Genomic DNA, 26,100 nt, shown 5'->3' on the forward strand with positions numbered 1-26,100 from the left:
AGTGTATGCGCGTGAGCATCCTCTGGGCGCGGCTACAGACACGCATACACGGTCGCACTCCCTACTACTGGTCTCCTTCGAAACCGGACAGATTAATACCCAGTTCCGGCATCACATCATTCGAGGTGTCTTCCACAAATTGTATCTTCTGCTCGTCCTCGTTCAGCACCTCAACGTTGATACCGAGGCTTTGCAATTCTTTGACCAACACCTTAAAGGATTCAGGCACGCCAGGCTCCATAATGTTTTCGCCCTTGACGATGGCCTCATACGTTTTCACACGACCTACAACGTCGTCCGACTTGACGGTCAGGATTTCTTGCAGGATATTAGCCGCGCCGTAGGCCTCAAGCGCCCATACCTCCATCTCACCGAAGCGCTGTCCACCGAACTGCGCCTTACCACCCAGCGGCTGCTGCGTGATCAAGCTGTATGGTCCAGTTGAACGGGCGTGTACCTTGTCTTCGACGAGGTGGGCCAGTTTGAGCATATAGGTATAGCCAACAGTGATCGGGTGATCGAATGGCTCACCAGTACGCCCATCATAGAGCTGAACCTTACCTGACTCAGGCAAGCCCGCACGCCGCAACATCTCTTCGATATCTTCCTCGGTCGCGCCGTCAAAGACCGGGGTGGCGATCTTGAAGCCAAGAACGCTGGCAGCCCAGCCCAGGTGCGTCTCCATGATCTGGCCGATATTCATACGGTGAGGCACACCCAGCGGGTTCAGGATGATATCCACTGGTGAACCATCGGGAAGGAAAGGCATATCCTCAATTGGCAGCACGCGCGAGATAACGCCCTTATTTCCGTGACGTCCAGCCATCTTGTCGCCAGCACCGATCTTACGCTTCTGCGCGATGCTCACGCGAACCAGTTGGTTGACGCCTGGCGAGAGCTCATCGCCCGCCTCGCGGGAGAAGACCTTGACCTCGACAACCTTCCCGCGCTCGCCATGAGGCACACGCAGTGAGGTATCTTTGACTTCACGAGCCTTTTCACCGAAGATGGCGCGTAGCAGTTTCTCTTCAGCGGTCAGCTCCGTCTCGCCCTTCGGCGTGATCTTACCGACCAGGATATCCTGTGGACCAACCTCGGCGCCGACATAGATGATGCCACGCTCATCCAGGTTGCGCAGACCTTCTTCACCCACGTTTGGAATGTCGCGTGTGATCTCTTCGGGACCAAGCTTGGTATCGCGGGCATCCACCTCGTACTTCTCGATGTGGATCGAGGTGAAGAGGTCTTCACGCACGATACGCTCACTAATCAGGATGGCGTCCTCGAAGTTGCCACCCTCCCAGCTCATAAAGGCCACCAGAATGTTCTGACCTAGAGCCAGTTCCCCCAGCTCGGTTGAGGAGCTATCGGCAACGACCTGGCCCTTGGTAACATAGTCACCCTTCTTCACAATGGGACGCTGGTTAATGCAGGTACCATTGTTGGAGCGCACAAACTTACGTAAGGCGTGCGAGTAGAGCTGACCATGCTGGTCCATGATCTCGATCTTGCGCGAGGTAGAGGAGACAACCTCACCGGTCGCCTGAGCCACAATAACCTGGCCCGAGTCGACGGCCACCTGGCGCTCAATGCCCGTACCACAAATGGGCGACTGCGGTCGCAGCAGAGGCACGGCCTGGCGCTGCATGTTCGCGCCCATCAGTGCGCGGTTCACATCGTCATGCTCCAGGAAGGGAATCAGCGCGGTCGCGACACTCACCGTCTGGCGCGGCGAGACATCCATGTAGTCAATGCTCTCCGAGGGAACCTCGGTAAACTCACCCTGATAGCGGGCCAGCACGCGTGCATCAGCAAACTCGTTGGTATCAGTCAGCACAGCGTTCGCCTGGGCGATATAGAAGTTTTCTTCGTCATCGGCGGTCTGATAATCGACCTCATCGGTGACAAATGGCTTGATGCTCAAAGGCGTATCGCCCAGGAAGGCCAGCTTCTCAAAGAGCTCCTCATCTACGCGCACCGGATTGTTGCGCTTGAGTAGCACCTCGCCATCCTCTGTCACGATATCTTCGCGACGACCGTAATAGCCACGCAACTCACGACCAAGCAGGCGCCCGTCAGTTGCCGCCAGGCGCTTAATCACATGACGATAGGGCGTCTCAATGAAGCCATAGGGGTTAATCTGGCCATAGGTCGCCAGGTTACCAATCAGACCAATGTTTGGACCTTCAGGGGTCTCAATCGGGCAAATGCGGCCATAGTGCGACTCGTGGACGTCACGTACATCAAAGCCTGCGCGGTCGCGCGAGAGACCACCGGGACCCAGGGCCGAGAGACGGCGCTTGTGACCGATCTCCGCCAGGGCATTGACCTGGTCCATAAACTGCGACAGCTGGCTGCCACCGAAGAACTCTTTCATCGCGGCCACGACAGGGCGGATGTTGATAAGCGCGTTCGGGGTGGCCTGCCCAGGCTCCTGAATGCTCATGCGCTCTTTGACCACGCGCTCCATACGTAGCAGGCCAACGCGGAACTGGCTCTGAATCAGCTCGCCCACGCAGCGCACGCGGCGGTTGCCCAGGTGGTCGATGTCGTCCTTGCGTCCACGCCCATTGTTGAGCGAGACCAGGCGCCGGATGATCGCCACCAGGTCGTCCTGCGTCAGGATACGCTGGCTCTGCGGAATCGAGAGGTCCAGCTTGCGGTTCAACTTATAGCGACCAACGTTGCCCAGATCGTAACGGCGTGGATTGAAGAAGAGGTTCTTGACCAGGGAGCGCGCGTTGTCCAGGGTGGCGGGATCGCCAGGACGCAGCTTCTTGTACAGCTCCAGGAGGGCCTCCTCCTCCTTCTTCACGGGATCGCGGTCCAGGGTCGCCTGAATATAGCGGATGACTGGGTCGTTATCTACCCCGGCGAAGGCATCCAGAATGCCCTGGTCGGTCGAGAGGTCCAGGTCCTCCACATGCCAGTGCTCTTTGGCCAGGCGCGAAATGGCACGCAACAGGGTCGTTACAGGTAGCTTACGTTTGCGGTCGATCTTGACTGTGAGCAGGTTTTTATTGCTGGTCTCAAACTCCAGCCAGGCACCACGTCCAGGAATCAACTTTGCGGCAAAGAGTTTTTTCCCAGTCGTCGCATCCTCGTCCACCGTGAAGTAGACGCCGGGGGAACGCACCAACTGACTCACCACCACGCGCTCGGCACCATTGATAATGAAGGTACCAGCCTTTGTCATCAACGGGAAGTCACCCATAAAGATGTCTTTCTCGATGATTTCACCTGTCTCTTTATTAATCAGGCGAGCCTTCACATTGAGGGGTGCGGCATAGGTCGCGTCACGGTCGCGGCACTCATCCTCGTCATACTTTGGCTTGCCAAAGGGTTCAGGAGGGACAATAAATTCCAGGCTGAGGTTTTTGCCGGTAAAGTCTTCAATAGGAGAAATTTCTTCGAAAAGTTCGCGGAGACCTTCCTTCTTGAACCATTCAAAGGAGTCGAGCTGAATCTGAATTAGGCCAGGCATAGGCCGTATGTCCGGGATACGCCCAAAAGAGACGCGCTCTGGGAGTGCAACGGCCTTCGTGCTTACTGCCATATGTGGTATTCTCCTCTCACCTAGTTCGCCCATAGAGGATTATGAGGGACACGCGGGGGCATGCCACTCACAGAATGCACCAGAGGCCCACACCACTCGCCGCATACACAGCCGTTTGTCAACGTTGTATAATACATAAGCGTATTACATGTATGCATAGCGTAGAGGCACGGGATGGAGACATTCTCAAAGAGTAACGGGAAACAGAAAAAATTTCTTGATAATTGCGAAATGTTATCTATTAGTACCTAGAGTGACCTGTGTTGTGAAACGGTCAACGACAAGAAAAGTAACCGCTCACCAATTCAATAAGCGGTTACTCCTACTCGCATTGAAACTTAACAATCTCTCCTGCCTTGCGCCCACACATCATCACCCCCAACAGGATATACTCTTGGCATGCTTTACAAACTCTGTTTACTACTTCTCCGAAAACCTGAGCGCGGAGCGCTAGTCGCGTAAGCGACGTTGGGTTTCGGAACAAGAGTTTACTGCCTATAAGGAAATCTGAGCGCTTGTCCCCGAATGGGGGCGAAGCGCTAGTCACACCAGTGACGTTGGTTTCCGCATAAGATCTTACAACTAAGAGCCTGGAACAGCAGAAAACTCACACCACCCCCCGCTCAACACAATCCAACACAAATCCATGCTGCATACTGACATCGGTGTCGGTCTTCTGCTGTGGATAAAAGTATTGTTTGTGGTATCTACGCTCACTCTGCGCACTTGGGGAGATGATGTGTTTGTCCGTTCTTTGCTCGCTTGTTAGTCAATCTTGTTAGCCAACCTTGTTAGCCTATTATGTATCTTCTCATCAGCAGCTATCGGAAATATCGCTGCTTTTAGTATACTACACTGGCAAGAGGTAAGTATACTACTTCCACCTACATATGTCAATACTCTGGTCTGTATTTTCTTCGCTTGCCAGTAAAGCGACTAACCAGCACGTTTTCCCATCATTATATCTACCATAGGAAACATCGGCCAGTCATCATTTATTCCACAGGTCAGGAAAGTCCCCCCCAGACATTGTCCCACGCCACTCTACACTAAAACGGCGCGGCGCTCTTCAGACTCGCGTAAGGCCTGCTCAATCTCCTCGCCCAGCGTGGGATTCCACACCTGTTGCGCGTTATTCCAGCGCTCACGTAGCAAGTCCAGCAAGAAGCAGCGATCTTCCTTGTCCAATAAACGCAGATCCACGAGCGATTCCTGAGCGCCTGGATAGATGATGGTCAACTGACAATCATCTATGCGTACCATAGTTCGATTGCTCAACTCATAGGTCTGGGGCGCGCCGAGGCTTTTAGTGAACGAGATGGCACCGACACAGCCAATCAGGATAAATGAGAATGCGACGATACTGACTACCAGGCCCGCCAGACTCAACAAGAGCGCAGACCCAGTCGCCAGTACCAGTAAGAGCGGCTGTGTAATATGCAGGGTCCAGCCCACAAGAATGGCTGGCACCAGGCCCACCAGCACGGCCACAAAGCACCAGAACTCGCTGTTCATCATCCAGAAAATGCTGGAAAGGTTCAGTGGAGAGAGATCACGCGCCTCAAGCGAATGCTCGCTGACGAGAAACGTTCCCTTGCGATAGCCCTGGTGAAGCGCGAAGAGGAAGCGCGCAATCAAAATATCCCCTTTGAGCATCGCGAAGGTCAGGAAACCCAGCAGGCCGACCAGCGCATCCTGCCACTTCAGATAAAAAGTAAAATCATGACGATAAGTGCCCCACATCCAGCCACACGCCCAGGCCGACCCAAGTGCGCCCAGAAACAGCGCGACCGCCATCAACACACCCAGCAGGCGCGTCCTCTGATAGGCTGTACGCCCCAGGTGAAAGATATAGGTATCACTAGCAGGTTGTTTCATATTATCCCCTTATGGATCTTATTCCGAAACCCAACGTCATTGGCGTGTCTAGCGCTTCGCGCTCAGGTTTTCGGAGAAGAAGATTCAGGATCTACAGATTGCGTTTGCTTCTCAGCGCTTAACGTATGCCTAGCCATTATCTCCTATGTCTTTAAACGATTCCCCTGGCGCTGAGGTTACATTATTTGGCCGCCAATTATAACACGTTGTATCTTCGTTTTTCGTATTGATTCCCTACGAGGGGATAAAGAATGAAGACAGGGAGGCGGACCTGGCGGTCCGCCTCCCTGTCTTCATTCTTGACTCGGAATTGGCTTGATTACGCAAACGGGGTCCAGGGGCAGCGCCTTCGGAGCGGACTTGATACGCTCTCTCGCAAAACGGGGTCCAGGGGCAGCGCCCCTGGCGGGGTTTGGGGTGTCCCCAAATTCCCTTTCTCCCCTCACCACCGCAGGCGGCAGAAAAAAGTGTAGAGCGGCAAAACACGCTAAGTTAGCGTGTTTTGCCGCGGAGATCATCGAAGAGGACGGTGTGTAGATAGCGTTCGGCTGCGCTGGGGAAGAGCGTCACTATGATTTTGCCCCGATTCTCTTCTTTGCGCGCCTCCTGCAAGGCGGCCCAGGCCACGGCTCCACTACTAATACCAATCGAGAGCCCTTCGTCCTGCATCAGCTGGATGGCGGTCGCGACCGCGTCTTGATCGCTGACAGGAATGACCCGGTCAATCAGGTCCACGCGCAACGTATCGGGGATAAAACCCGGACCTAGGCCCTCCAGGCGATGTGGGCCCGGACGTCCACCTGAAAGGACGGCACAGGAGGCGGGCTCGACGGCAACGACTTCGACCTCGGGCTTGCGCTCACGCAGCCCCTCGGCGATGCCCGTTAGCGTGCCACCCGTCCCTACACCTAAGATCACCATATCCACAGCACCACCCGTCTCCTCCCAGATCTCGACCGCGGTCTCCTCGCGATGTGCGCGTGGATTGGCCTGGTTATAAAATTGCTGGGGATACCAGGCGTACGGAAGGGTTGTGCGCAACTCAATCACTTTATTGATAGCACCCCGCATCCCCTGGCGCGCGGGCGTGAGCATGACTTCAGCCCCCAGACGCTGCAACAGGAGACGCCGCTCCAGGCCTACGGTATCTGGCATAGTCAGTATGCAGCGATATCCCCGTGCAGCCGCGATCATCGCCAGCGAGACGCCCATATTACCGCTTGTAGGCTCGATAACTGTGCTTCCCGTGCGGAGCAGGCCCTGGCTCTCCGCCTCACAGATCATGCGCTTCGCCACGCGATCTTTGACGCTCCCACCTGGGCTAAACATCTCTAATTTGGCCAGTATCGTCGCTGCCGCGCCTCCAGCCCTGGCGGGAAAACGCGTCAACTCGACCAGGGGAGTGCGACCAACGAGTTCAGAAGCGTCGTGCGCCCAACCGGTCATAATATCCTGTTCTTCCTTTTGCTATACTTCTCTGCCTGCCCTTAACTCTGGGGTTCAGCGGGCAGCAAAGCTGTAATAATATTGATGAGCTCCTCAATCTTAAAGGGCTTGCGTAACAACAAGCCAGATTGTAAGCCCATGCGATGTAGCTCCCACTCATGACTCCCTGTAATCATAATAATAGGGATGTTTTTCGTCTTGTTGTGCCCCTTGAGAATCTTGTAGAGCGAGGCACCATCCAGATTGGGGAGGCCGACATCCAGGAGAATCAGGTGCGCGTCCAGTTCAGGCAAACGATCCTTGGCCTCTTGCCCATCTATAAAAAAGCTTAATTGCCAATCCCCAAAACAGTCCAGGGTATCACTAAAAAGCGTTCTCAGGAGTGGATCATCCTCAATGATAGCGATACGCTTGCTCGCTCCTGGCCGTGTTGCATCCATTGCTTCAGCCACGTGCTTCCAAACCCCCTTATCGGCTAACGTCCCCGTTCCTGGCTCAATACCCTCCACGCCCCTGGCGCCTCTCCGCCCACCCCTCCTCAATTGGATTATTATTTATGGATATAAAAACGCGCTTTTTTTCGGTAGGGACCAGCTTTAGCGCGTCCGAAGGCGATTGATCGTCTGTGGGCGCAGCCCAAAATGTTCCATTTCATGATATTGCGCAACAACACTTATTGCCCACCAAAGGCTTCGGCTTGCGCTGGCATGCCATTAATGGCATTTGGACGCGGTAAACCGGGTCCCTACCAGATGGAAAGCCGTCTCGCGTTTCGTGTGTGAGCTAGATATAGTACATGGTCTCGGTGGTGCCTGTACGATGCCGCTGCGCCAGTTCCTCAATTGTGGTCGAGTTAAGTATCTCCTGGGTCGCAGCGTCGATCTTCTGCCAGACCTCGCGTAGCGCACATCCTGGGGAGAGTTTGCAAAAGTCGGGATTTGGGAGACACTCCATCGGTGGTACATAGCCTTCCAGGGCTTGCATCACCTGAGCCATTGTAATCTGACCCGGCGCTTTCGCTAGCATATGACCACCCTTGGGGCCACGCACACTCTTTACCAGACCCTCTTTCCTCAAGACCATCAAGATCTGATCTAAGTATTGTTCAGGGATATACTGGCGACTGGCAATATCTGAGCTCTCAATTGGCCCCTGTCCATAATAAGCGGCCATATCAAGCATTGCTCTCAGGCCGTAGTCTCCCTTCATTGTAAGCTTCATATATGGGACCTTTCTTTCGGGCGATGTGACTGATCTAGCTTCCACTCATCTATTATTAATACATGCCAAATTACGGTAATCTTATGTGGACGTTGAAGTGCGCGTGACGCCTCCCTTTGCCAGTCACTGCCAACCCGTTTTTCCAGGTGAGGAAAGAGTGATAGATACTTAAGATCTTATTCCGAAACCCAACGTCACTGGCGTGACTAGTGCTTCGCACTCAGGATTTTCGGATCAGAAGTAAGTAAAGTTGATATTAGAATATATCAGTAAAGCATGCATGTCAATGGGTAGCATCGCTCCTCAACCCCGCTATTACCGCTTTCCCGTTTTGTTACACACCTCAGCTTTGCCACCGCTTCTGCCACCTCCATTGATTAATTTCTGCTGAGAATATGGCGCATATGCTCGTACAAGCTTGCAGCCCTGCATAAGGACATCTATAATGAGACTGTCATTCTAAACATTTTAAGGCACTCTATTCATGCATGCCATGGCCACGTTTTCTGGGTTCAAGGGGGTCCTGTACTTATGCAGCAAGGCAATTCATGGCAATCAGGACAGGAGAAACAGCCGCTCTTAAGAGTCCTGGTCGTCGACGATGAAGAGAACATTATTGAATTTATTCGCCTCGGCCTCCGCTATGAAGGGTTTCAGGTTGAGTCGGCTAACGATGGCGAGACTGGTATCGCTACGGCATTGCGCATCAATCCAGACATCATTATTCTGGATGTCATGATGCCCCCCGGCATAGATGGCCTGGAAGTCTGTCGCCGCTTACGCGAGAATCCAACAACACGCGAGATTCCTATTCTGATGCTTACAGCGCGAGACGAGGTACGCGACCGTATCGCGGGCCTGCGTACGGGTGCGGATGACTATTTGACCAAACCCTTTGATTTCGATGAATTACTTGAGCGTATTCGCGCCATCTTACGACGTCAAGGACGCACGAAGAGTCCCCAGGGCGCGGCAGGAGCCGAGAATGGCAACATGCTCGAGTTTGAAGATCTGCGTATGAATACCGCTACCCGCGAGGTCACCCGTGCTGGTCGCCTGATTGAGCTGACCGCGACCGAATATAACCTGCTTCACCTCTTTATGAGCCATCCGCGCCAGGTGCTCGACCGACAGACGATTCTTCAACGCGTCTGGGGCTATGAGTTTCTCGGCGAAACGAACATCATTGAAGTCTACGTACGATACTTGCGCGAGAAGATCGAGGATTCACCCAGTACTCCTAGGCTCATCCAAACCGTTCGTAGCGTTGGATACGTGTTGAAAGGGTAAAGCGCAACACATTGTTCCTGTCTATAGCGGAGTCCAAAGGTAATGCCTGATCCATATTCGAAGCAATCACAAGAGACCTCACGGCGGAAGATAACGGCCGCAAGCGAGCACGCTAACACTGAAAGCCCCTCGGCTCCAGTGTCATCTCAGCCTGTCTCGCCTCAGACCTCTTCCACTACTACATCGCCTCTGACGGGCATGATCATGCCTGCACGCACATTCACGGCTCAGACTCCACGCTGGCTCCGCCCCTTTCTTAGCCTGCCCGTACAGCTCTCGACTATCTTCAGCCTGATCCTGCTCATGGTACTGATGGTCGCGGCGATACTCTTGCGTGATGCGTCGGGCAGCAATGCCCTGCTCTATCCAACGGTGGCCCTGCTGGCTCTGGGTGGTATTGTCCTCAGCGCGACCTTTACGACGCTCCTCCTGCGCCCACTGGTACGTTTGACCGATGCAGCACAAGCCATTGCTCTGGGCGATCTAAAGCAGCGCAGTCGCCTCCCGCCTCTTCACCTGCCACCACAGGACGAGATCGACCGCCTGTGTGGCAGCATCGATGAGATGGTGACGCGCCTGGAGCGCGCCGAAGAGTTACAGCATGCAGCCGAAGAGCGTTTCCGTCGCTTCTTCTCCGACGCCTCCCATCAGTTACGCACACCTTTGACCTCAATTCGGGGCTTTACTGAGGTTCTCTTGCGCGGCGCCAAAGACGATCCCGAGACCGCGCAGCGCGTTCTGACATTGATGCGCAACGAGGGCGAGCGTATGACAGCTTTGATCAACAACCTGCTCACGCTCTCGCGTCTCAGTGAACATCAACCACTAAAAATGCAGTATATAGATCTACTCGACCTCGTCAAAGAGAGCATCGAACAGGCACGCACCCAGGCAACTGATGATCGCAGAATGCAGATCTCACTGCGTGGGGATGCTCCCTTCGGCCTGCAAGCCAATAAAGAGCGCATCAAACAACTGCTCTATATCCTGCTGGACAACGCGGTAAAACATGGCCTGCCCGCGCCTGAAGGCTCGATTACCGTTCAGTTGACCAAGCGCGAGCAACAGATCGAGGTACATGTAATCGATAATGGACCTGGCATTGCAGAAGATGAACTGAAACATATCTTCGAGGCTTTCTATCATGGGCAGCACCAGCGAACCCCTGGAGCCGGCCTGGGCCTGGCCATTGCCGCGGCTATTGTCGACGCCCACCAGGGCCATATTACTGTTCAGCGCACCCCGGACGCGGGCAGCGATTTTACATTTATGCTACCCTACACCAAGTAATATATTATGATAAGGTGGGTGCGGTGGCGGCTGGCTGCGCCAGCCGCCACCGCACCCACCTTATCATAATAAAACCTGCAATCCTTCCTATGCTTATTGACCGTCCTGCTGGCAGCATGTTACACTGCCATCATTAAAAATAAGTACTACTATTATTGTTAACTACAAAATTTTGTCCAAAGCGGTAGTTTCGCCAAAGAGAGACAGAAATATGTGGACCTCAACGCTTGATCTCGACCCGAAACGCGTTCTTCTCACACGAGTGCTGGGCCGCTTCTCGCGCGGCGCGTACTTCTCTTCTTATGCTCCTCTCCGTGTTGAAAACTTGCCTCGCCCTACCCTCCCCGCTGCCTCCTGGGTACGCGTCCGCAACCGACTCGCTGGCATCTGTGGTAGCGATCTGCATCTCGTGAGTGCCGACGGTGATTTGCGCGTCTCTCTGGCGGCCCTGCCCGGTCATCAACAGCACTATCCCGGGCACGAGGTCGTGGGCGAAGTCGTCGAAATTGGCGACGAGGTAACGCACCTGCGCGTAGGGGACCGCGTTGTGCTCCAGCACGAGGCGAACTGCCTCTCGCAGGGAGTCCAGCCCATCTGCCGCTTCTGCGCCGAGGGCTTCTACAATTTATGCGAACATGGCGCGCTGCCCGGCCCGCACACCATCGGCGGCGGTTGGAGCGAGGAGATGCTCCTGCCGGAGCAAAGGCTCTACCGCGTTCCCTCCTGGATGAGCGATGAGCAGGCAGTCCTGCTAGAACCCACGGCTGTGGCCCTGCACGCGGTCCTGCGCGCCCTACCCCGCCCCGATAGCCAGGTGCTTATCATTGGCGCGGGCGTCATTGGCCTGCTGACGCTCCAGGTCTTGCGCGCACTGGCTCCTGAGGCTGAGATCAGCGTCCTGGCACGCCACCCTTTCCAGATAGAGCAGGCCACACGCCTGGGTGCCAGCCACATTATTTATACCCATGATAGCTACCTCGGCGTCCAGACTGTCACAAATGCCAGGAGCTATCGAGGCTGGCTGGGCAATCATATGCTGGTCGGCGGCTATGAGACAATTTTTGATACCATTGGCAGCAACCGCACGCTCCCCCACGCCCTGCGCTGGGCCAGTGCGCGTGCAAACGTGGTTCTCGTGGGCGTCCACCTCCACCCGATGCATATCGACCTGACGCCCGTCTGGAACCAGGAAATTAAGCTCATTGGTACTATGAGCCATGGACAGGAGCACTGGCCGCAGCGCAGCGGGCGCATGCACTCTACCTTCGAGGTCGTCGCCGATATGATGCGCGAACAACGTATTGCGCCCGAGCAGTTCCTGACCCATCGCTTCGCGCTGACCGACTATCGCCAGGCGCTCGAAACCGCCATGGGCAAGGACAAGAGCCGGGCTATCAAGGTTGTATTTGACTACTCGCTTGTCCCTCAATCCGTCGTGCCTAACGTGCGCGCCTCCGCGCGTCCAAGGCGCTCGGCTTCGCTGCTCCCGCTACGCGAGAAGGCGCTCAAGACCAGCTCTGCCACGACACCGAACATAGAGCCTGTCACGTCAGCGACCCCGGCGCCCGAGGAGGAGTCAACTGCTAAGTTTGTAGCTCCCGCCCCTCCTGCTACCTCCGGCGTCGAGAAGACGGATGCGATGCCCAACCCCAGGCATAAAGCCAGAGTAGAGGCCAAGGCTCAAGCCAGCGAGACGCATGTCAAGGAGCAGAAAAGCGAGCCTCTCCTGGATATTCCCTCGACGTCAGACTTGCCATCACTCCCCGCGAATGCTGAGGGCGAACTAGTGCCAGCAATATCCGCTAGCGACGCCGAGGTTCAACCCGGCGAGTCACCAGTGCTAGAAACGCCTGGCGAGCCAGAGGTCCTCTCAGTTGAGCCTCTACCAGCCACACCGGAACAGCAGGCCGAAGAGTTGCCAATCGACTTCTCCGCCGAGGCCGAGGAGCCATCCGAGACAGAAGTGACCCCCATCGTCACACCCGAACAGCCTGAGGAACCATTCGAGCCAATGCTTGACGCGCCTATTGAGCAGTCCAATGAGTCCGCGCTCCAACACGAAGAGGAGATGCCAGTAACTGAAGACAGCGCCCAGGAGTCAGACAGCCAGGAGCAGCCAGTTATACCCCCTCCAGCCATTGAACATGAGCGACCTTCGCGGACACGTAATCGCCGCAAGAAGTAGACTGTTTGTAGGGTCCATGCTGGCATGGACTCATCCGGCCCGCAGGCCGACACCCTGACGCTAGGGAGGTCGCTTCGCTCGCAGTCCATGCCAGCATGGACCCTACAAAATAGAGAAGAGAAATCATTAATTTCCGGGGAAAACTGCATGCCAACCGATAAACAGGAGCCTCGCCTGGATACGACCGAGGGACATTCCCCGGCAGCGCCCGGCACACAATCATATAGCACACCTACCACCCTCCCTGACGGGTCTAATCCTGCTCCTAAGCAGGAAAACCCCCTCCAGGAAGAGGACAACACGCCTACCCAGCCGCGTCTGCGCACCCAGCGGAAGCAGACCACAGGTAAGCGAAGCAAGATAGAACCACCAGCCGTCTCACCAGGTTCACAGGTCTGGATCGATAACCAGCTCCCCACAGGCCTGCTGGACGAGGATGAGGCCCCGCCCTCGCGCTGGTTTAAGCTCTCTCGCCCTATGCCCGCACTTAAATATAAGCAGGAGCAGGGCAGCGAAAAATTGCCCGCGACGCCAGAGAAGAATATCGCGCCAACCTCCCCACAGCCCGAGGAAACGCTGGCTCCCGCACCTATGCCGATATTAGGCGGGCTGGAGCTACCACCACCCGACCGTACATCCGTGGCTACCCCGAAAAAACTGGAGGTCACGCCTCAAGTCTTTGCTAAACGCCCTCAGGGACACAGTCGGCCACAACACTTGCGCCTGCTGATCTCGGTCATACTGCTGGCCCTCATCGTGTTGACTGGCGGCTCCTTTACGCTTATGCATTTACTGGCTGGTAGCACGGCGAATCCACTGGACACCACCAACGATCCCAATACCTTTGCGCAGACCTCGCTCAATGCTCAGCAAATAGATGAGCTACATCATCTCTCGACACGTATGAGCGCTAAGCAACTGGCTGGTCTCTATGTCGCCCGCATGTCGCTGGACGAGGAGATCGGGCAGATTATCATGGTCGAGTACGATGACACCTACTACTCCGACGATCTGAACCGCATGCTCACCGAGCTGCACGCCGGGGGCGTCATCATGTACGAGTTTCAGATGCTGACCGCGACTCAGACCAAAGGTGATATTAGCAGCATGCAGCAACACGCGAAGCTCCCGCTGCTCATCTCCACCGATGAGGAGGGTGGCATCGTTCACCGACTCACCAACATCTATCCACCACGCCCCTCGGCGCTGGATATCTACAATACTGGCGATCCACAGGTCGCAGCGCAGCAGGGGCATAAAGTTGCGCAAGACCTTCTCGCACTGGGCATCAATACCAATCTTGCTCCCAGCGTGGATGTGGCCCTGGTCCAGGGTCCCGGCCAGGCCACACGCACCTTTGGCTATACCGCGGACTCAGTGATCAATTTCGCTGGCCCCTATATCAAGTCTATGCAGCAAGATGGTGTTATCGCCTGCATCAAGCATTTTCCCGGTATGGGCGCCGCCGAGATTGATCCTCATAAAGGCCTGCCTGTGGTAAATCGCACCAAAGAGCAGCTCTACCAGACGGAGCTTGCTCCCTTTAAGCACTTCATCCAGACTAAGGATAAGCTAGAGAATCCTGGCATGGTTATGCCAACAGATATCCTGATGCCCGCTATCGACCCGGTCTATCCCGCCGAACTTTCGCACACCTTTATGACTGATATCCTGCGCAAAGAGCTTGGCTATGATGGTATGACGCTAACGGACGCGCTCTATATGCAGGGTGTTACCATCAACGGCCAGCCCATCAGCATGGCCCAGGCGGGCGTGATGGCCCTCCAGGCAGGCAACGACATGCTGCTTGGCCCCACCGGCTACGTCCAAACCCTGAACATGGTCAATGCCATCAAAGCCGCCCTCCAGGATGGCACGCTCTCCAGGGCACGCCTGGACGAGGCCGCCACACGCGTAATCGCGCTCAAGATGCAGCGTCACCTGATGCCCGCCGTCCCACCCCAAAATTAAAAAGAGAGAAAGGGAGGTGGAAATCCCCGCGGGATTTCCACCTCCCTTTCTCTCTGGCTACTCTACTCGCCTTCCTCGGGAGAGAAGACATCGGGCGCGCCTTGTAGCCGCTCGATGATCTCTTTGAGGCGCCGGGTCTCATTGGCGTGCTGGATACGCATCTCCTCCAGCTGATGCTTCATCTCTTCCTGCATCTGCTCCATATGATCTTTCATACGCAGGATGGCCTCGACGCCTGCCAGGTTCACCCCCAGGTCACGCATCAAGCGCCGGATATGTAGCACGCGCTCGATGTCTTTATCCGAGTAGAGCCGGGGGCTATGCGGACTCTCGCCCTTGCGCGCGGGCGCTATCAAGCCCAGGCGCTCATAGTGCCGCAGCGTCTGCTCGTGTACCTCAGCCTTTTGCGCGGCAATACTGATGATATACCAGGCGCCATCACGCATCTCTGGCATGCGTACATCCCTCCTTTCAGCGAGCTATGGATGCGCTTCAACCCCACGGGCGCGCGCTAGCTGCTCAAATAAGCCACGCTCTTCTGGCGAGAGACGCATTGGCAGCACAACCTTAGCGCGGGCGTAGAAGCTCCCCCGCCCCTCGCTCTTGAGATGTGGCATGCCCTTCCCAGCCAGGCGAAACAGACTGCCATTCTGCGTCTCGGCGGGAATCGTCAGACTCAGGCGCTTCCCATCGGGGAGCGTCACTGGCACTGATCCCCCCAGCATAGCTGTGAAGAGGTCAACATCCACATCCATATACAGATCATCGCCCTTGCGCTCATAAGCAGAATCCGTCTTGATACTTATGACCAGAAAGAGGTCGCCACGCGGCCCTCCACCGGCGCCGGGGTGACCCTCACCCGCCACACGGATCTTTGAGCCGTTATCTACACCAGGCGGAATTTTAACTTGCAGGCGCTTGCCCTGTCCATTCAGGCTGCCCCGGCCACCACATTTCGCGCATAGGCGTCCACCAATCTGCCCCATGCCCCTACAGGCGGAACAGGTCTCAGGGGCCTGAATGGTAAACGTACGCTGGCTACCAAGATAGGCCTCCTCAATCGTCACCTCGACGGTCTGCTCCAGGTTTTCGCCCACGCGGCTACGCATGCCCGCGGTAGAGGTTCGCCCGTTCGCGCCAGGGGGAAATCCCTGCCCGCCGCTACGACCAAAGAGTACTTCGAAGAAATCAGAGAAGCCTGAGCCGCTAGGATCATAGTTAGGATAGCTACCCGCACTCCGCCTGGCTCCCGCAAAGCCGTTAAATTGATCGCGCCAGTTTGGTCCAAGCGTATCATAGCGCTTGCGCTTATCGGGGTCAGATAAGACCTCGTAGGCTTCGTTAATCTCTTTGAACTTCGCTTCCGCCTTCTTATCGCCTGGATTGACATCGGGATGATGAGTGCGCGCCAGTTTGCGAAAGGCTTTCTTGATGTCATCGGCGCTGGCAGTGCGCGATACCCCTAAAATTTTATAGTAGTCCTTATAATCCATCGGCCCGGCCTCACTCTTTACCTTGCATATACTCTGTTTGTTAGCCAACACATCTGTTCACTACTCGGTAGGGACCCGGTTTACCGCGTCCAAAGGCGATTAATCGTCCGTGGGCGCAGCCCACACCGCTCCCATGGGCACAATATCGGGAGATGGGTCGTTTGTTGCCCCCAAGGCTTTGGCTTGCGCCGCACTGCCATGAATGGCATTCGGACGCGGTAAACCGGGTCCCTACCGAGGTTGGCACATTTCCCCGTAGAATCTATAGTGAAACAAATCAGTTAGTTGGCTCCGTTGTTGCCATTCTTTCCCAGGGGAACACTAACTTTGACGTGGGCAGGGCGTAGCGTCTCCTCACCAAGGGTGTAGCCTTTGCGCGTCTCCTCCAGAATCGTGCCCTCTGGCTTATCGGCGCTTTCGACCGCCTCAATGGCCTCGTGCATATAGGGGTTAAAGGGCTCGCCCACCGTGGGGACAGGGTTCAGACCCTCACCACGGAGAATTTCATTCATCTGCCAGTGGAACATACGTAGTGTCTGCTGCAAGTTCTGCTTATCCATGCTCTCCTGGTACATCAGGGCGCGCTCCACATTATCCATGACATCAAGCAGTTTGTGAAAGAGAGATTTCTTGTGAGCAAGTACACGCGTCTCCAACTGGCGCTCCTGGCGCTTGCGAAAATTATCCCACTCCGCGCGCTCGCGCAGATACTTATTCCAATTCTCTGTGGCCTCCTTGCGTGCCTGCTCTAGCTGAGCCTCCAGTTCGGCGACGCGCGCCTCGGCACCAGAGGTTTGCTGCTCATTCTGCTGCTGGTTGGTCTGCTCCTGAAACTCTTCCTTCACGGTGTTTCAATCTCCTCATATCTATTTATCTTTACGACGACGGACGCTACATATCGCTATGCCAAAGGCGATAAAACTCCTGCAAGCTATTATGCATTCGAGTATAGAACTTGAGTCGACTACTGTCAAGTTTCCTGCTAGAAGTCACATAGAACTTTTATTTAGTTGTGAGAAAAGCGAGGGCGTGGGGACGCGAAGTGACCCGACGCTACTAAAGTACGCGTCTACATATGCGCGTAATATGTAGACGCGTACTTTAGTAGCGTCGGGCCGCAGCAGAATATCTATTCTTCTACTTCGTCGTGCTCAGTTGAGGACCAGCGCTCGCCGCGCTCCAGGATGATGGCGCCGAAAAGCTCTTCCTGTGCCACATTCACGCGGCGCCACTTCCAGAGTTCAAGGACGGCGATAAAGGTGACCACAATCACGAAGCGTGAGGGCTCATTTTCTAGAACCTCTTCGAGTAAGATTGTCTCGCGCTCCTGCAAGCGTTCGACAATCTCGGCGATCTGGTCGCTCACGCGTACGCGGGCGACGGGCATCAGGTGCTCGCCCTGGGCCTCCTCCTTGACCTTCATCTCCAGTAGGCGCTGAAAGGCCCGGCTGAGCGATTGGGCCTCCATGCCTGTGAGCGTGGGCGGCGTCCAGGCAAGCTGGGCCTCGATACCTGCTAGCAGGCTCGAACGCCCATGCGTCTGCAAACCCTCTTCCTCACGCTGCTTTAACGTCGAGGCGATTTCTTTAGCCAGCCGATACTCTAAGAGGTGATGCTGTAGCTCCTCAGCCAGGCTGCTGGCGCTCTCGGCCTCGCTATTGCCCTCCTCGCGCGGGGTCTGAGGAAGCAGGCTCTGCGATTTGATATACAACAAACGCGCGGCAATGGAGACAAAGGCCGCCATATTCGCCAAGGGCAAAGCCTCCGACTCACACTGCGCTAAATATTCCAGATACTGATCCGTTACCGCGACCAGCGAAACGGTGGTAATCTCCATTTGCCGCTTCTCAATTAAATGCAGCAGCAGATCCAGGGGACCTTCAAAAATGGGAAGATGCACGACATAGCGTGCCTGCTCGCGCGCACTCTGCTCTGCCGCCTCCTGCGGCGAGAGTTCCGAGGCAAGTTGCACGGTGGCACGTGGGTCAACCTGCTCAGCTTTTTCAGCTTTTTCAGCTTTTTCAGCTTTTTCAGCTTTTTCTAACATGGGGGGCTATGATACCTCGTCAATGCGGTGTAAGATGGAGGCGGGTCCATTTGCCTGGTGATGAGTTTTGATATAGAGGACCGCGCGCTCCGAGAGGCCTGCGGCCTGGGCCAGTTCTGCTCCTACCTCCGCGTGCCACCAGGCATAGCCAAGCGTCAGCCGCCAGCGTGTTACGCGACTCTTCTCTGCATCCAGGGGAGAGACGGCGATTTTCGAGAGCAGGGCTGGGGCCAGTAATTTCCCTAGCACGATCACGGGTCGAGTCCAGAAAGGTACACGTCCTTCAGCCTTCCCCACATCATGCAAGAGTGCCGCCGCGAGCATATCCTCTTCCTGGCAACCGCTCTCCTGCAACCCCTGACACACACGTACGCTATGTCGCTGGTCCGCTGGCGTCATTGTATAGAACAACGAGAGCGCCGACTGTGGAAGCCAGCGCGTGACCTCTCGATGCTCATCCAGCGTGAGCGGCTGCACAAAACCCATCTGCTGCCGCACCTGTCCCAGTCGATAGTGAACCTTCTGTAATATCATGTCGTCTTACCACTACCCTTACAACTATCGATGATCCTTTTCAGAACCACCTTCACACATCCACATAATCACCCTCGGTAGGAGCTCTCGATTGATCGTGGGGCTAGCACGTCCAAAGGTCATTTTCCCCTCGGTAGGAACCCGGTTTACCGCGTCCAAAGGCTATTCATCGCCTGTAGGCGTAGCCTAAAAATGCCACTGCCTGCACCATCATGCGACAAACGCACCTCCTCAAAAAATAGGCTTGCGCCGCACTGCCATGAATGGCATTCGGACGCGGTAAACCGGGTCCCTACCGGATGGGAGACGTTTCGCCCCCCTACCAGTCCGAGTTCCTCAAGATTAAAAGGTATACATGCCTAGCAGAATTTGGACGGGAATACCAGTCAGCATTGCGATCACTGCTGCGGCTCCCCACCAGACATAAAAGGCCAGGTTAAAGAGGAAGAAGTCGCCAATACCCAGCAGTCTCCCTATAAATGGTAAAACAAGAAAGATAACTAAGATAATCACTGGCCCATATGGGGCAGCCCAGCGCGCAAACTTCACGGCCTGTTTACTCGGAAGCAGCGTGTACAGCACCTGGTAGCCATCCAGGGGATAGAGTGGCAGGATATTGAGAAGCACCAGGGAGAAGTTGACAATAGCAAAGACGACGAAGAGCTGTAACACGCGAATGGTTACTGGATTATACATATACAACGAGACAGGCGAAGACGTTAGAACTCGCACTATCAGAGCGCTAAGAATACCCAATGCCAGGTTTATCAGCGGGCCAGCCACAGCGACCATCAAAACGCCACGGTTGGGACCATTACGCAGCTTCCATGGGTCAGGCTTCACGGCCGCACCCCATCCCAGGCCCATAGGTAGAGCCACGATGGGCTGAAACGCCAGGAAGAGGCACATGATCAATCCAAGCGGCTCAATATGCGCGCGCAGACGGAGAGATTGGCGTCCCTCGCGACGCGGAGTCGAATCACCCAGCCAGTTCGCCACGGCGGCATGTGCCCACTCGTGCAACACAATGGCCACGAGAAATGACAGGATGATCATCAGCGCTAGAAGTACGTTTATTTTCATAACGTTTTCTCTCTTCTCTGTTCTTTCTGCGTCTCTGCCAAAAGATCGATCTCCATCCCCTCGCAGGCGGAGCGTGTATGCACAAATTGCGCGCGTGCCTCAGCCTCCATCAGGTCAAGCTGGTTATCGTCGTAGGTTGGCTCATGATGGAAGAGCACCAGTTCACGAACCTGCGCCAGGCGGGCCGCCTCAGTCGCCATGGCAATGGTGCTATGCCCAAAGCCATGCTTCTCCTGCTGGTAATCGGTCACGGTATACTGCGCATCGTGAATCAAGAGGTCCGCGCCCTCTATAAATTGCACAAACTCGGCATCACTCCCCTCCTTCCACTCAACATCCGTCGCATACACAATACGCTTCCCCGCATACTCGATCCGATAAATACAGGCTCCATTCTGTGGGTGACACTGCGTCAATTTCGCGACGACCCTCAATTCGCCCTCGGCTCCCGCGTTGCCCTCAGTGCTCTCCTCCAAAGCAGGGTCACCAGCACGCCAGGTGACACATTGCGTATCATAGAGCGTGTGGAAGGTGCGTTGGGAGGGCAATTGGCGCATATCTACCGGGAAATATGGGGGCGACATAAGTGGTGTTACAAGTTGTTCTATATTCTGGCCCGCCAGGTCCGGACCGAAGAGGTGTAACTTCGTACGAGCCTCGAAGAGAGGAGCAAAGAATGGAAAACCCACGAGGTGGTCTCCATGCCCATGAGTGATAAACAACGCCAGGTCCAGGCTCTCCTGCTTCGTCGTATCCTGAGCCAGGCGCCGCATCAACGCGTCGCCCAGGCGAATAATGCCGCTGCCAGCGTCGAAAATCAGGGTATGCTCACCCGCCTGCACCTCAATACAGGAGGTATTGCCACCATGACGGAGCGTATGTGCTCCCGGCGTTGGATAGCTGCCACGTACACCCCAAAAGCGTACTAGCAAACGCTGCTTACCAGCCATCTTAAAATTGCTCCTACTCGCAGCTTAACGTATGAGATAATCTTCCCTATTATAACGTGCAGTCAGGGGATTGAAAAGGTTTTGTGATGTGGCTGGTGGGCTCTGCCCACCAGCCACATCCATCATCCACATCCTTATGACAAGAAAAAGGGATATAAAACTGCTGCAAATTCGGCCTGCGTAACGTATGATAGGTGTAACATATATACGACAGGGAAAGCGAGAGAGAGTATGGACCAGGGAACCCCACGCGGCAATCAGGGACGGTATCCCGATGGGCACAACAGGCGCAGAGCACAGGGCCAGGGGCGCTACTACACCAACCGCCAGCGGCCCTATATACAGCGCACACGGCCCATTAATGACGAGGATTACCTTGAAGAAGAGCAGCCAGTTGAAGAGTATGACGCATATGACGCGTGGGAAGACTCAGTAAACGCTGGCGAGGCCGACGAGGAGACCTATCCCGAATACATCCCCCGGCGCAGGCGCTCCAGCGCGTATTCCTCTACACCTCCACGCCGCTCACCTGGCCCTAGAGAACCAGTTCGTTCGCGCCCGGTGGCGCGCAAGCGTCCCCGCCGCCGCAAGAGTTCTCTCCCCTCAATGCTCCTTGGCTGTGGGCTGGGGATGCTTGTAGCCGTGGGTCTCGCCATCGCGGTGGTGCTCTACTTCGTCGTCCCCTCGCTCAAAAACGGTGGCACGCCCGTCAATCCCTTTAATCCACTGCACCAGTACACCAAAGAAGAGAGCGTGACCACGCCTATCACCTCGCTGGGCACAATTGAGGTCTGCACTAAAATTGGCAATGTCTCGCTGCTCGTCGATCCTAGCAGCGCCACCACGACTATCACCAGCAAGAAGATGGTCCAGGCCACTTCACAGGGCGATGCGCAACAGAAGTTCGCCCAGATGAAGGTTGAGGTCCAGCCGCCTGCCACTATTACCCAGCCTCTGACCTGTACCCGCCTTCCCAATCCCACCAATCAGCAAGGCACCACCACCAGCGGTGAGGCACTGATTGTCAACGTGGTTTTTCCCACTACTGGTGGACTGGCACAGGACACGACGGCCTCGACCGATATTACCATTCATATCCCGCCCGGTATTCTCCCTCAGACGCCCTCGCTCCTGATAGGGGTCGAGGCCCCCGTGGGCAACATCACCGTTCAGGGCTTAAGCGGTGTATATAGCCTTCACGGCAATACAGGGGCCATCAAGGTGACCCAGGCCATCCTCGCCTCAGGCTCGCGCCTCGAAACGGGTCAGAAAGGCGTAACCTTCAATGGCCTGCTCCTGATTCCCCCCACGGCGACTACCACTGCTCCCGCGCGCTACTACATTCGTAGCGAGCAGGGCGATGTCGATGTGACCCTGCCCGCCAACCTGAACATTCAGGTCAACCTCACCACTAATATTGGCAAAATCAAAAGCGATTTCCCTATTCAGCCCCAAAAAGATCCCAAAGACGAGAACTCCATGAGCTATAACGGCCCACTTAATCCCCAGGCTGGCACGCCCGCACCCGCCTCCCTCAACCTTGATGTGAGTATAGGCAACATCAACCTCCACAAAGCCCCTGGCGTGTGAATAGCCCTCCCTATTTGTGAAGGTGATGTGCCTGAACAGCCTACGGTTGCCCAGGCACATCATCTTCACAAACAAAATCTATCCTCGAGAGAAGGACTGCTTCATCGTTCTCTATAATAAGCGAGTGGTTGCATAGGCAATGCTTATTCTCTATAATGGGCATATTACATACTCAATATCCGCATTTATCATATTTGTAACGCAATCTTTTACCTTACCTCTCGCGGAAAGGAGACGTCGCTGGCGCGTCGTGCATGCTATGCGCGTTCGCTCGCGACAACATTACATGAACGTGGCTCAACCACCGTCCCCAAATCTCGCTTCGCTTGAGTTTCTCTCAGGTCCAAGCGCGGGCTCGGTTCTGCCAGTTGGCAAGCCAGTCCTGCAAATTGGACGCGAGCCGGGCAATGATATTGTTATTTCCGATCCTTCAATCTCTCGCCGCCATGTCCAGCTCTCGCTGGTCAACGGCACCTGGAAGATCGAGAAACTGGCTCCCCAGAACACACTAACCGTCAATCAGCAGGAGGCCCAACAGGCCTTCCTCAAAGCAGGCGATATTGTCTGCATAGGAGGTCGGGTGACCTTCCGCCTGGGCGTCCCTACGGCGGTCCCTGCAGCGGTAGGCAAGGCACCATACGCAGCTGCACCCCAATTGCCACCTATGCCGCCACAGACACCGCCTCAGGCCAGCTATCAACAGGCGGGGTACCAGGCCATGCCGCCACAGACACCATCTCAGGCTGGATACCAGCCCACTATTCAGGCTAATGGACCCATGGGCCCGGATAGCTTCAAGGCTGGCGCGCCCGAGATCAAGGGCATTCCCACCCTTGAAGTGACCAACTATACCGGGCAGGATCGCCACGTCTTCCAGCTCGCGCCGGAGAAGCAGGGCTTTAGCATTGGGCGCGCGCCCGACAACGATATCGTGATTGACCGGCCTACCGTCTCGGCCTATCACGCCATTATTCAGCGCCAGGGACAGAGCCTGGTCTTGGTCCATCCGCATCCTAAAACCGGGCGTTCCAGCAATGGCGTGGAGTTCCAGGGACATGTGGTACGCGGCAGCGAGTCCTTCCAGCATGCCCTGGCCAATGGTGATACCTTCCGTATCAGTGATGAGCATGGCACCTTTACGACCCTGCTCTTTAAAGATGGCAGTGGCAACTCAAGTGACGCCATTCCCGAGATTCGCCCGATTCAGCTTGGGATGCCTGTCATCACGCTGGGTCGCGTCGCTGAGAATACTGTGGTGCTGGACCACCTGCAAATCTCCAAGTTTCATGCCCGCCTGGAGCAGGTTCAGGGTGGCTACCGCATTGTTGACCTGAACAGCAAGAATGGACTGTATGTCAATGGCGCACGCATCTCGCGTGGTGCACGCAACCTGGCACCCAATGACGAGATTCGCATCGGTCCATTCCGCTTCATCTATACCGGGCAGATGCTCATCCAGCAGGACGAGAGCAATACAATTCGTATTGATGCCATCAACCTCGTCAAAGAGGGCCAGGCCCATCGTATCCTGCTTAATGACATCTCAATCGCCATCCCACCGCGCAAGTTCGTAGCCCTGGTCGGTGGCTCGGGCGCCGGTAAATCAACGCTGATGGATTCACTCAACGGTCTGCGCCCGGCGACGAAGGGGACCGTGCTCTACAACGGACAGGACTACTATCATAACCTGGCGGCCTTCAGCACTCAGCTTGGTTATGTGCCCCAGGACGATATTATTCACCGCGAACTGACCGTTGAGCATGCCCTCTACTACGCCGCTCGCCTGCGCCTCCCTGATGACGTGACCAAAGAACAGATTCACCAGCGCATCGAAGAGGTCCTGGCCGATGTCGATCTGACGGCACGTCGCCATCTGCTCATCAGCAAGCTCTCGGGTGGTCAGCGCAAACGCGTCTCTATCGCGCTTGAGCTCCTGGCGAACCCCAGCGCCTTCTTCCTGGATGAGCCTACTTCGGGCCTCGATCCAGGTCTGGACCGCAGGATGATGACCCTCATGCGCCGCCTGGCCGACCGCGGACGCACGATTGTGCTCGTCACTCACGCGACCAACAATATCAATGCCTGTGACTATGTCTGTTTCCTCGCCGCGGGTGGACACCTGACCTACTTCGGACCGCCCGATGAAGCCAAGGCCTACTTTGGCAAGGCAGATTTCGCTGAGATCTATAGCGCACTTGAACCGACCGACGAGAATCCAAATATTCCCGCCGAGGCTGGGGCACGCTTCCGCCAGTCGCCTGACTACCAGCGCTATGTCGCGCAGCCCCTGGCGCAAAACGCCGCCAAGAGCGCTCAACTTATGGCGCAGCCAGCGACTATCAAGCCACCCAAACGCGGCAATCCCTGGAAGCAGTTCCAGATTCTCTCGCGCCGCTATCTTGAACTCTTGCGTAACGACGTGGGGAACCTGGCCATCCTGCTCTTACAGGCTCCCATTATTGGCCTGATCCTCTTCTTTATGACGCAGGCCAACGTCTTCAACAATACTAGCATCGTCACCTGCCCGCACCAGCAGAATCTGCTGACGGGCACGGGAAGAATGAGCTATAACTGTCAGGATGCCTACGAACAGATTGATGGTCCGCAAGGCACGCCGATTATCATTGGTATCCAGCGCCAGAACCCCCAGCGCTACAAGGACCTGCAAGGCGATGCACTCAAGAACAAGATCAAAGACGACCTGGTCGAGCAGGGCTCAGGCGGGGACGCGCAGAAGATTCTCTTTATCATGGCCTTCGCCGCCGTTATGTTTGGCTGTATCAATGGCGCACGCGAGATCGTCAAAGAGGCACCCATCTACCGGCGTGAGCGAACGGTGAACCTGGGTATCGCACCCTATATGTTCTCCAAGATCATCGTCCTGGGCCTGCTCTGCCTGGTCCAGAGCCTGGTCCTGGTCGCCTTTGTGGCCCTGAAGACGCCCTTTAAAACGAGCGTCATCCTGCCACCGTTCCTGGAGATCTATGTCACGATGTGTCTGACCTCCCTGGCGGGCCTCATGCTGGGTCTGATGATCTCGGCCCTGGTGCCCACCAATGACCGCGCCATGAGTATGGTTCCTATCGCGCTCATTCCGCAGGTCATCTTCGCGGGCGTCATCTTCTCGCTGGACAGTCCCAAGGCGCTCCAGATCCCCGCGGCCTTCTTCCCGGCTCGCTGGGCCATGGCCGCGATGGGCACCACGATTGGCCTGCGTGGCGATAAACTTGGCGCGGACGATTTCTCGTATGTCAGCACGCTCTTTGGGCACGCAACGAAGGGAGAGGCAACCTCGCATCTGCTCCTCACCTGGTTTGCCTTGCTGGCGATGACTCTCATCTTTGGTCTGATCATCGCCTTCTGCCTCAAGCGCAAAGACATCCGTCGCTAGAATTAGTAGGATGTATGTTGTTGCGTGTATGGCGGGCGGAGCGCACCATACACGCAACAACATTATCAAGTATGTGCGTCCTCCCCTTTTATATGGTCTTAAATATGGCAATACCTGATTTCTATACGTTCCTTTAAATGTAGTACGTGATTCATGATATATGGTACTTATTGGC

Annotated in this window: 18 protein-coding genes; 6 read left to right on the plus strand and 12 right to left on the minus strand. The window is 55.7% G+C overall.

Translation table 11 applies throughout. The features are described 5' to 3' along the window. Positions 1-64: 64 nt before the first annotated feature. From KTE_RS12175 to KTE_RS12195, 5 genes are all read right to left on the minus strand, one after another. Entirely contained in the window at positions 65-3,556 is a 3,492-nt protein-coding gene (locus KTE_RS12175) for a DNA-directed RNA polymerase subunit beta (protein WP_201381304.1), read from the minus strand. Positions 3,557-4,600: 1,044 nt separating this feature from the next. Then, positions 4,601-5,434 (minus strand): hypothetical protein, encoded by an 834-nt coding sequence (locus KTE_RS12180; protein WP_201381306.1) that lies wholly within the window; start codon positions 5,432-5,434, stop codon positions 4,601-4,603. A gap of 492 nt (positions 5,435-5,926) precedes the next feature. Then, complete coding sequence (cysK, locus tag KTE_RS12185) at positions 5,927-6,880, minus strand: cysteine synthase A (RefSeq protein ID WP_201381308.1); 954 nt, start codon at positions 6,878-6,880, stop codon at positions 5,927-5,929. A gap of 41 nt (positions 6,881-6,921) precedes the next feature. Beyond that, complete coding sequence (locus KTE_RS12190; RefSeq protein ID WP_201381310.1) at positions 6,922-7,332, minus strand: response regulator; 411 nt, start codon at positions 7,330-7,332, stop codon at positions 6,922-6,924. 331 nt (positions 7,333-7,663) lie between these two features. After that, a complete protein-coding gene (locus KTE_RS12195) occupies positions 7,664-8,101 on the minus strand; it encodes an Rrf2 family transcriptional regulator (protein WP_007908625.1) in 438 nt (145 codons plus the stop codon). 531 nt (positions 8,102-8,632) lie between these two features. Between KTE_RS12195 and KTE_RS12200 the strand changes: the two genes are divergently transcribed. From KTE_RS12200 to KTE_RS12215, 4 genes are all read left to right on the plus strand, one after another. After that, positions 8,633-9,391: a response regulator transcription factor gene (locus KTE_RS12200; RefSeq protein WP_007908627.1), complete on the plus strand. Its 759-nt coding sequence runs from the start codon at positions 8,633-8,635 to the stop codon at positions 9,389-9,391. Positions 9,392-9,433: 42 nt separating this feature from the next. Further along, the gene (locus KTE_RS12205) at positions 9,434-10,681 is read left to right on the plus strand and encodes a cell wall metabolism sensor histidine kinase WalK (protein WP_201381312.1); all 1,248 of its coding nucleotides are present in this window, start codon (positions 9,434-9,436) and stop codon (positions 10,679-10,681) included. 211 nt (positions 10,682-10,892) lie between these two features. Continuing rightward, the gene (locus KTE_RS12210; RefSeq protein WP_201381314.1) at positions 10,893-12,866 is read left to right on the plus strand and encodes an alcohol dehydrogenase catalytic domain-containing protein; all 1,974 of its coding nucleotides are present in this window, start codon (positions 10,893-10,895) and stop codon (positions 12,864-12,866) included. Between the two features lie 147 nt (positions 12,867-13,013). Then, positions 13,014-14,837, plus strand: a complete 1,824-nt coding sequence (locus KTE_RS12215) for a glycoside hydrolase family 3 N-terminal domain-containing protein (protein ID WP_201381316.1) — start codon at positions 13,014-13,016, stop codon at positions 14,835-14,837. Between the two features lie 62 nt (positions 14,838-14,899). Here the strand turns inward: KTE_RS12215 and KTE_RS12220 are convergent, their stop codons facing one another. The 7 genes from KTE_RS12220 to KTE_RS12250 all read right to left on the minus strand — a co-directional run bounded on the left by KTE_RS12220 (position 14,900) and on the right by KTE_RS12250 (position 20,944). Continuing rightward, entirely contained in the window at positions 14,900-15,292 is a 393-nt protein-coding gene (locus KTE_RS12220; RefSeq protein ID WP_201381318.1) for a MerR family transcriptional regulator, read from the minus strand. 24 nt (positions 15,293-15,316) lie between these two features. Further along, entirely contained in the window at positions 15,317-16,330 is a 1,014-nt protein-coding gene (locus tag KTE_RS12225) for a DnaJ C-terminal domain-containing protein (RefSeq protein ID WP_201381320.1), read from the minus strand. Between the two features lie 281 nt (positions 16,331-16,611). Next, entirely contained in the window at positions 16,612-17,175 is a 564-nt protein-coding gene (locus tag KTE_RS12230; protein ID WP_201381322.1) for a nucleotide exchange factor GrpE, read from the minus strand. A 284-nt stretch (positions 17,176-17,459) separates the two neighbouring features. Continuing rightward, positions 17,460-18,377, minus strand: a complete 918-nt coding sequence (locus KTE_RS12235) for a ScpA family protein (protein ID WP_201381324.1) — start codon at positions 18,375-18,377, stop codon at positions 17,460-17,462. 6 nt (positions 18,378-18,383) lie between these two features. Next, the gene (locus KTE_RS12240) at positions 18,384-18,911 is read right to left on the minus strand and encodes a hypothetical protein (protein WP_201381327.1); all 528 of its coding nucleotides are present in this window, start codon (positions 18,909-18,911) and stop codon (positions 18,384-18,386) included. Between the two features lie 342 nt (positions 18,912-19,253). Beyond that, positions 19,254-19,994, minus strand: coding sequence for a site-2 protease family protein (locus tag KTE_RS12245; RefSeq protein WP_201381329.1), 741 nt, complete (start codon positions 19,992-19,994; stop codon positions 19,254-19,256). Then, entirely contained in the window at positions 19,991-20,944 is a 954-nt protein-coding gene (locus KTE_RS12250) for an MBL fold metallo-hydrolase (RefSeq protein WP_201381331.1), read from the minus strand. The genes KTE_RS12245 and KTE_RS12250 overlap by 4 nt, the downstream gene beginning before the upstream one ends. A gap of 231 nt (positions 20,945-21,175) precedes the next feature. Here KTE_RS12250 and KTE_RS12255 point away from each other — a divergent pair, with 231 nt between their 5' ends. Both KTE_RS12255 and KTE_RS12260 read left to right on the plus strand, forming a co-directional pair. Continuing rightward, positions 21,176-22,534: a hypothetical protein gene (locus tag KTE_RS12255; RefSeq protein ID WP_201381332.1), complete on the plus strand. Its 1,359-nt coding sequence runs from the start codon at positions 21,176-21,178 to the stop codon at positions 22,532-22,534. A 286-nt stretch (positions 22,535-22,820) separates the two neighbouring features. Beyond that, on the plus strand, positions 22,821-25,925 hold the full coding sequence (locus KTE_RS12260; protein WP_236600379.1) for an FHA domain-containing protein: 3,105 nt from the start codon (positions 22,821-22,823) through the stop codon (positions 25,923-25,925). Positions 25,926-26,100 lie beyond the last annotated feature (175 nt).

The sequence above is a fragment of the Ktedonobacter sp. SOSP1-85 genome, from assembly GCF_016587415.1.
Taxonomy (GTDB): domain Bacteria; phylum Chloroflexota; class Ktedonobacteria; order Ktedonobacterales; family Ktedonobacteraceae; genus Ktedonobacter.

Coding starts and splice junctions, on each gene's coding strand:
- KTE_RS12250 (WP_201381331.1), bottom strand. CDS start 20,944: ATGGCTGGTAAGCAGCGTTTGCTAGTACGCTTTTGGGGTGTACGTGGC.
- cysK (WP_201381308.1), bottom strand. CDS start 6,880: ATGACCGGTTGGGCGCACGACGCTTCTGAACTCGTTGGTCGCACTCCC.
- KTE_RS12195 (WP_007908625.1), bottom strand. CDS start 8,101: ATGAAGCTTACAATGAAGGGAGACTACGGCCTGAGAGCAATGCTTGAT.
- KTE_RS12240 (WP_201381327.1), bottom strand. CDS start 18,911: ATGATATTACAGAAGGTTCACTATCGACTGGGACAGGTGCGGCAGCAG.
- KTE_RS12235 (WP_201381324.1), bottom strand. CDS start 18,377: ATGTTAGAAAAAGCTGAAAAAGCTGAAAAAGCTGAAAAAGCTGAAAAA.
- KTE_RS12215 (WP_201381316.1), top strand. CDS start 13,014: ATGCCAACCGATAAACAGGAGCCTCGCCTGGATACGACCGAGGGACAT.
- KTE_RS12180 (WP_201381306.1), bottom strand. CDS start 5,434: ATGAAACAACCTGCTAGTGATACCTATATCTTTCACCTGGGGCGTACA.
- KTE_RS12210 (WP_201381314.1), top strand. CDS start 10,893: ATGTGGACCTCAACGCTTGATCTCGACCCGAAACGCGTTCTTCTCACA.
- KTE_RS12245 (WP_201381329.1), bottom strand. CDS start 19,994: ATGAAAATAAACGTACTTCTAGCGCTGATGATCATCCTGTCATTTCTC.
- KTE_RS12260 (WP_236600379.1), top strand. CDS start 22,821: ATGAACGTGGCTCAACCACCGTCCCCAAATCTCGCTTCGCTTGAGTTT.
- KTE_RS12225 (WP_201381320.1), bottom strand. CDS start 16,330: ATGGATTATAAGGACTACTATAAAATTTTAGGGGTATCGCGCACTGCC.
- KTE_RS12200 (WP_007908627.1), top strand. CDS start 8,633: ATGCAGCAAGGCAATTCATGGCAATCAGGACAGGAGAAACAGCCGCTC.
- KTE_RS12255 (WP_201381332.1), top strand. CDS start 21,176: ATGGACCAGGGAACCCCACGCGGCAATCAGGGACGGTATCCCGATGGG.
- KTE_RS12205 (WP_201381312.1), top strand. CDS start 9,434: ATGCCTGATCCATATTCGAAGCAATCACAAGAGACCTCACGGCGGAAG.
- KTE_RS12220 (WP_201381318.1), bottom strand. CDS start 15,292: ATGCCAGAGATGCGTGATGGCGCCTGGTATATCATCAGTATTGCCGCG.
- KTE_RS12175 (WP_201381304.1), bottom strand. CDS start 3,556: ATGGCAGTAAGCACGAAGGCCGTTGCACTCCCAGAGCGCGTCTCTTTT.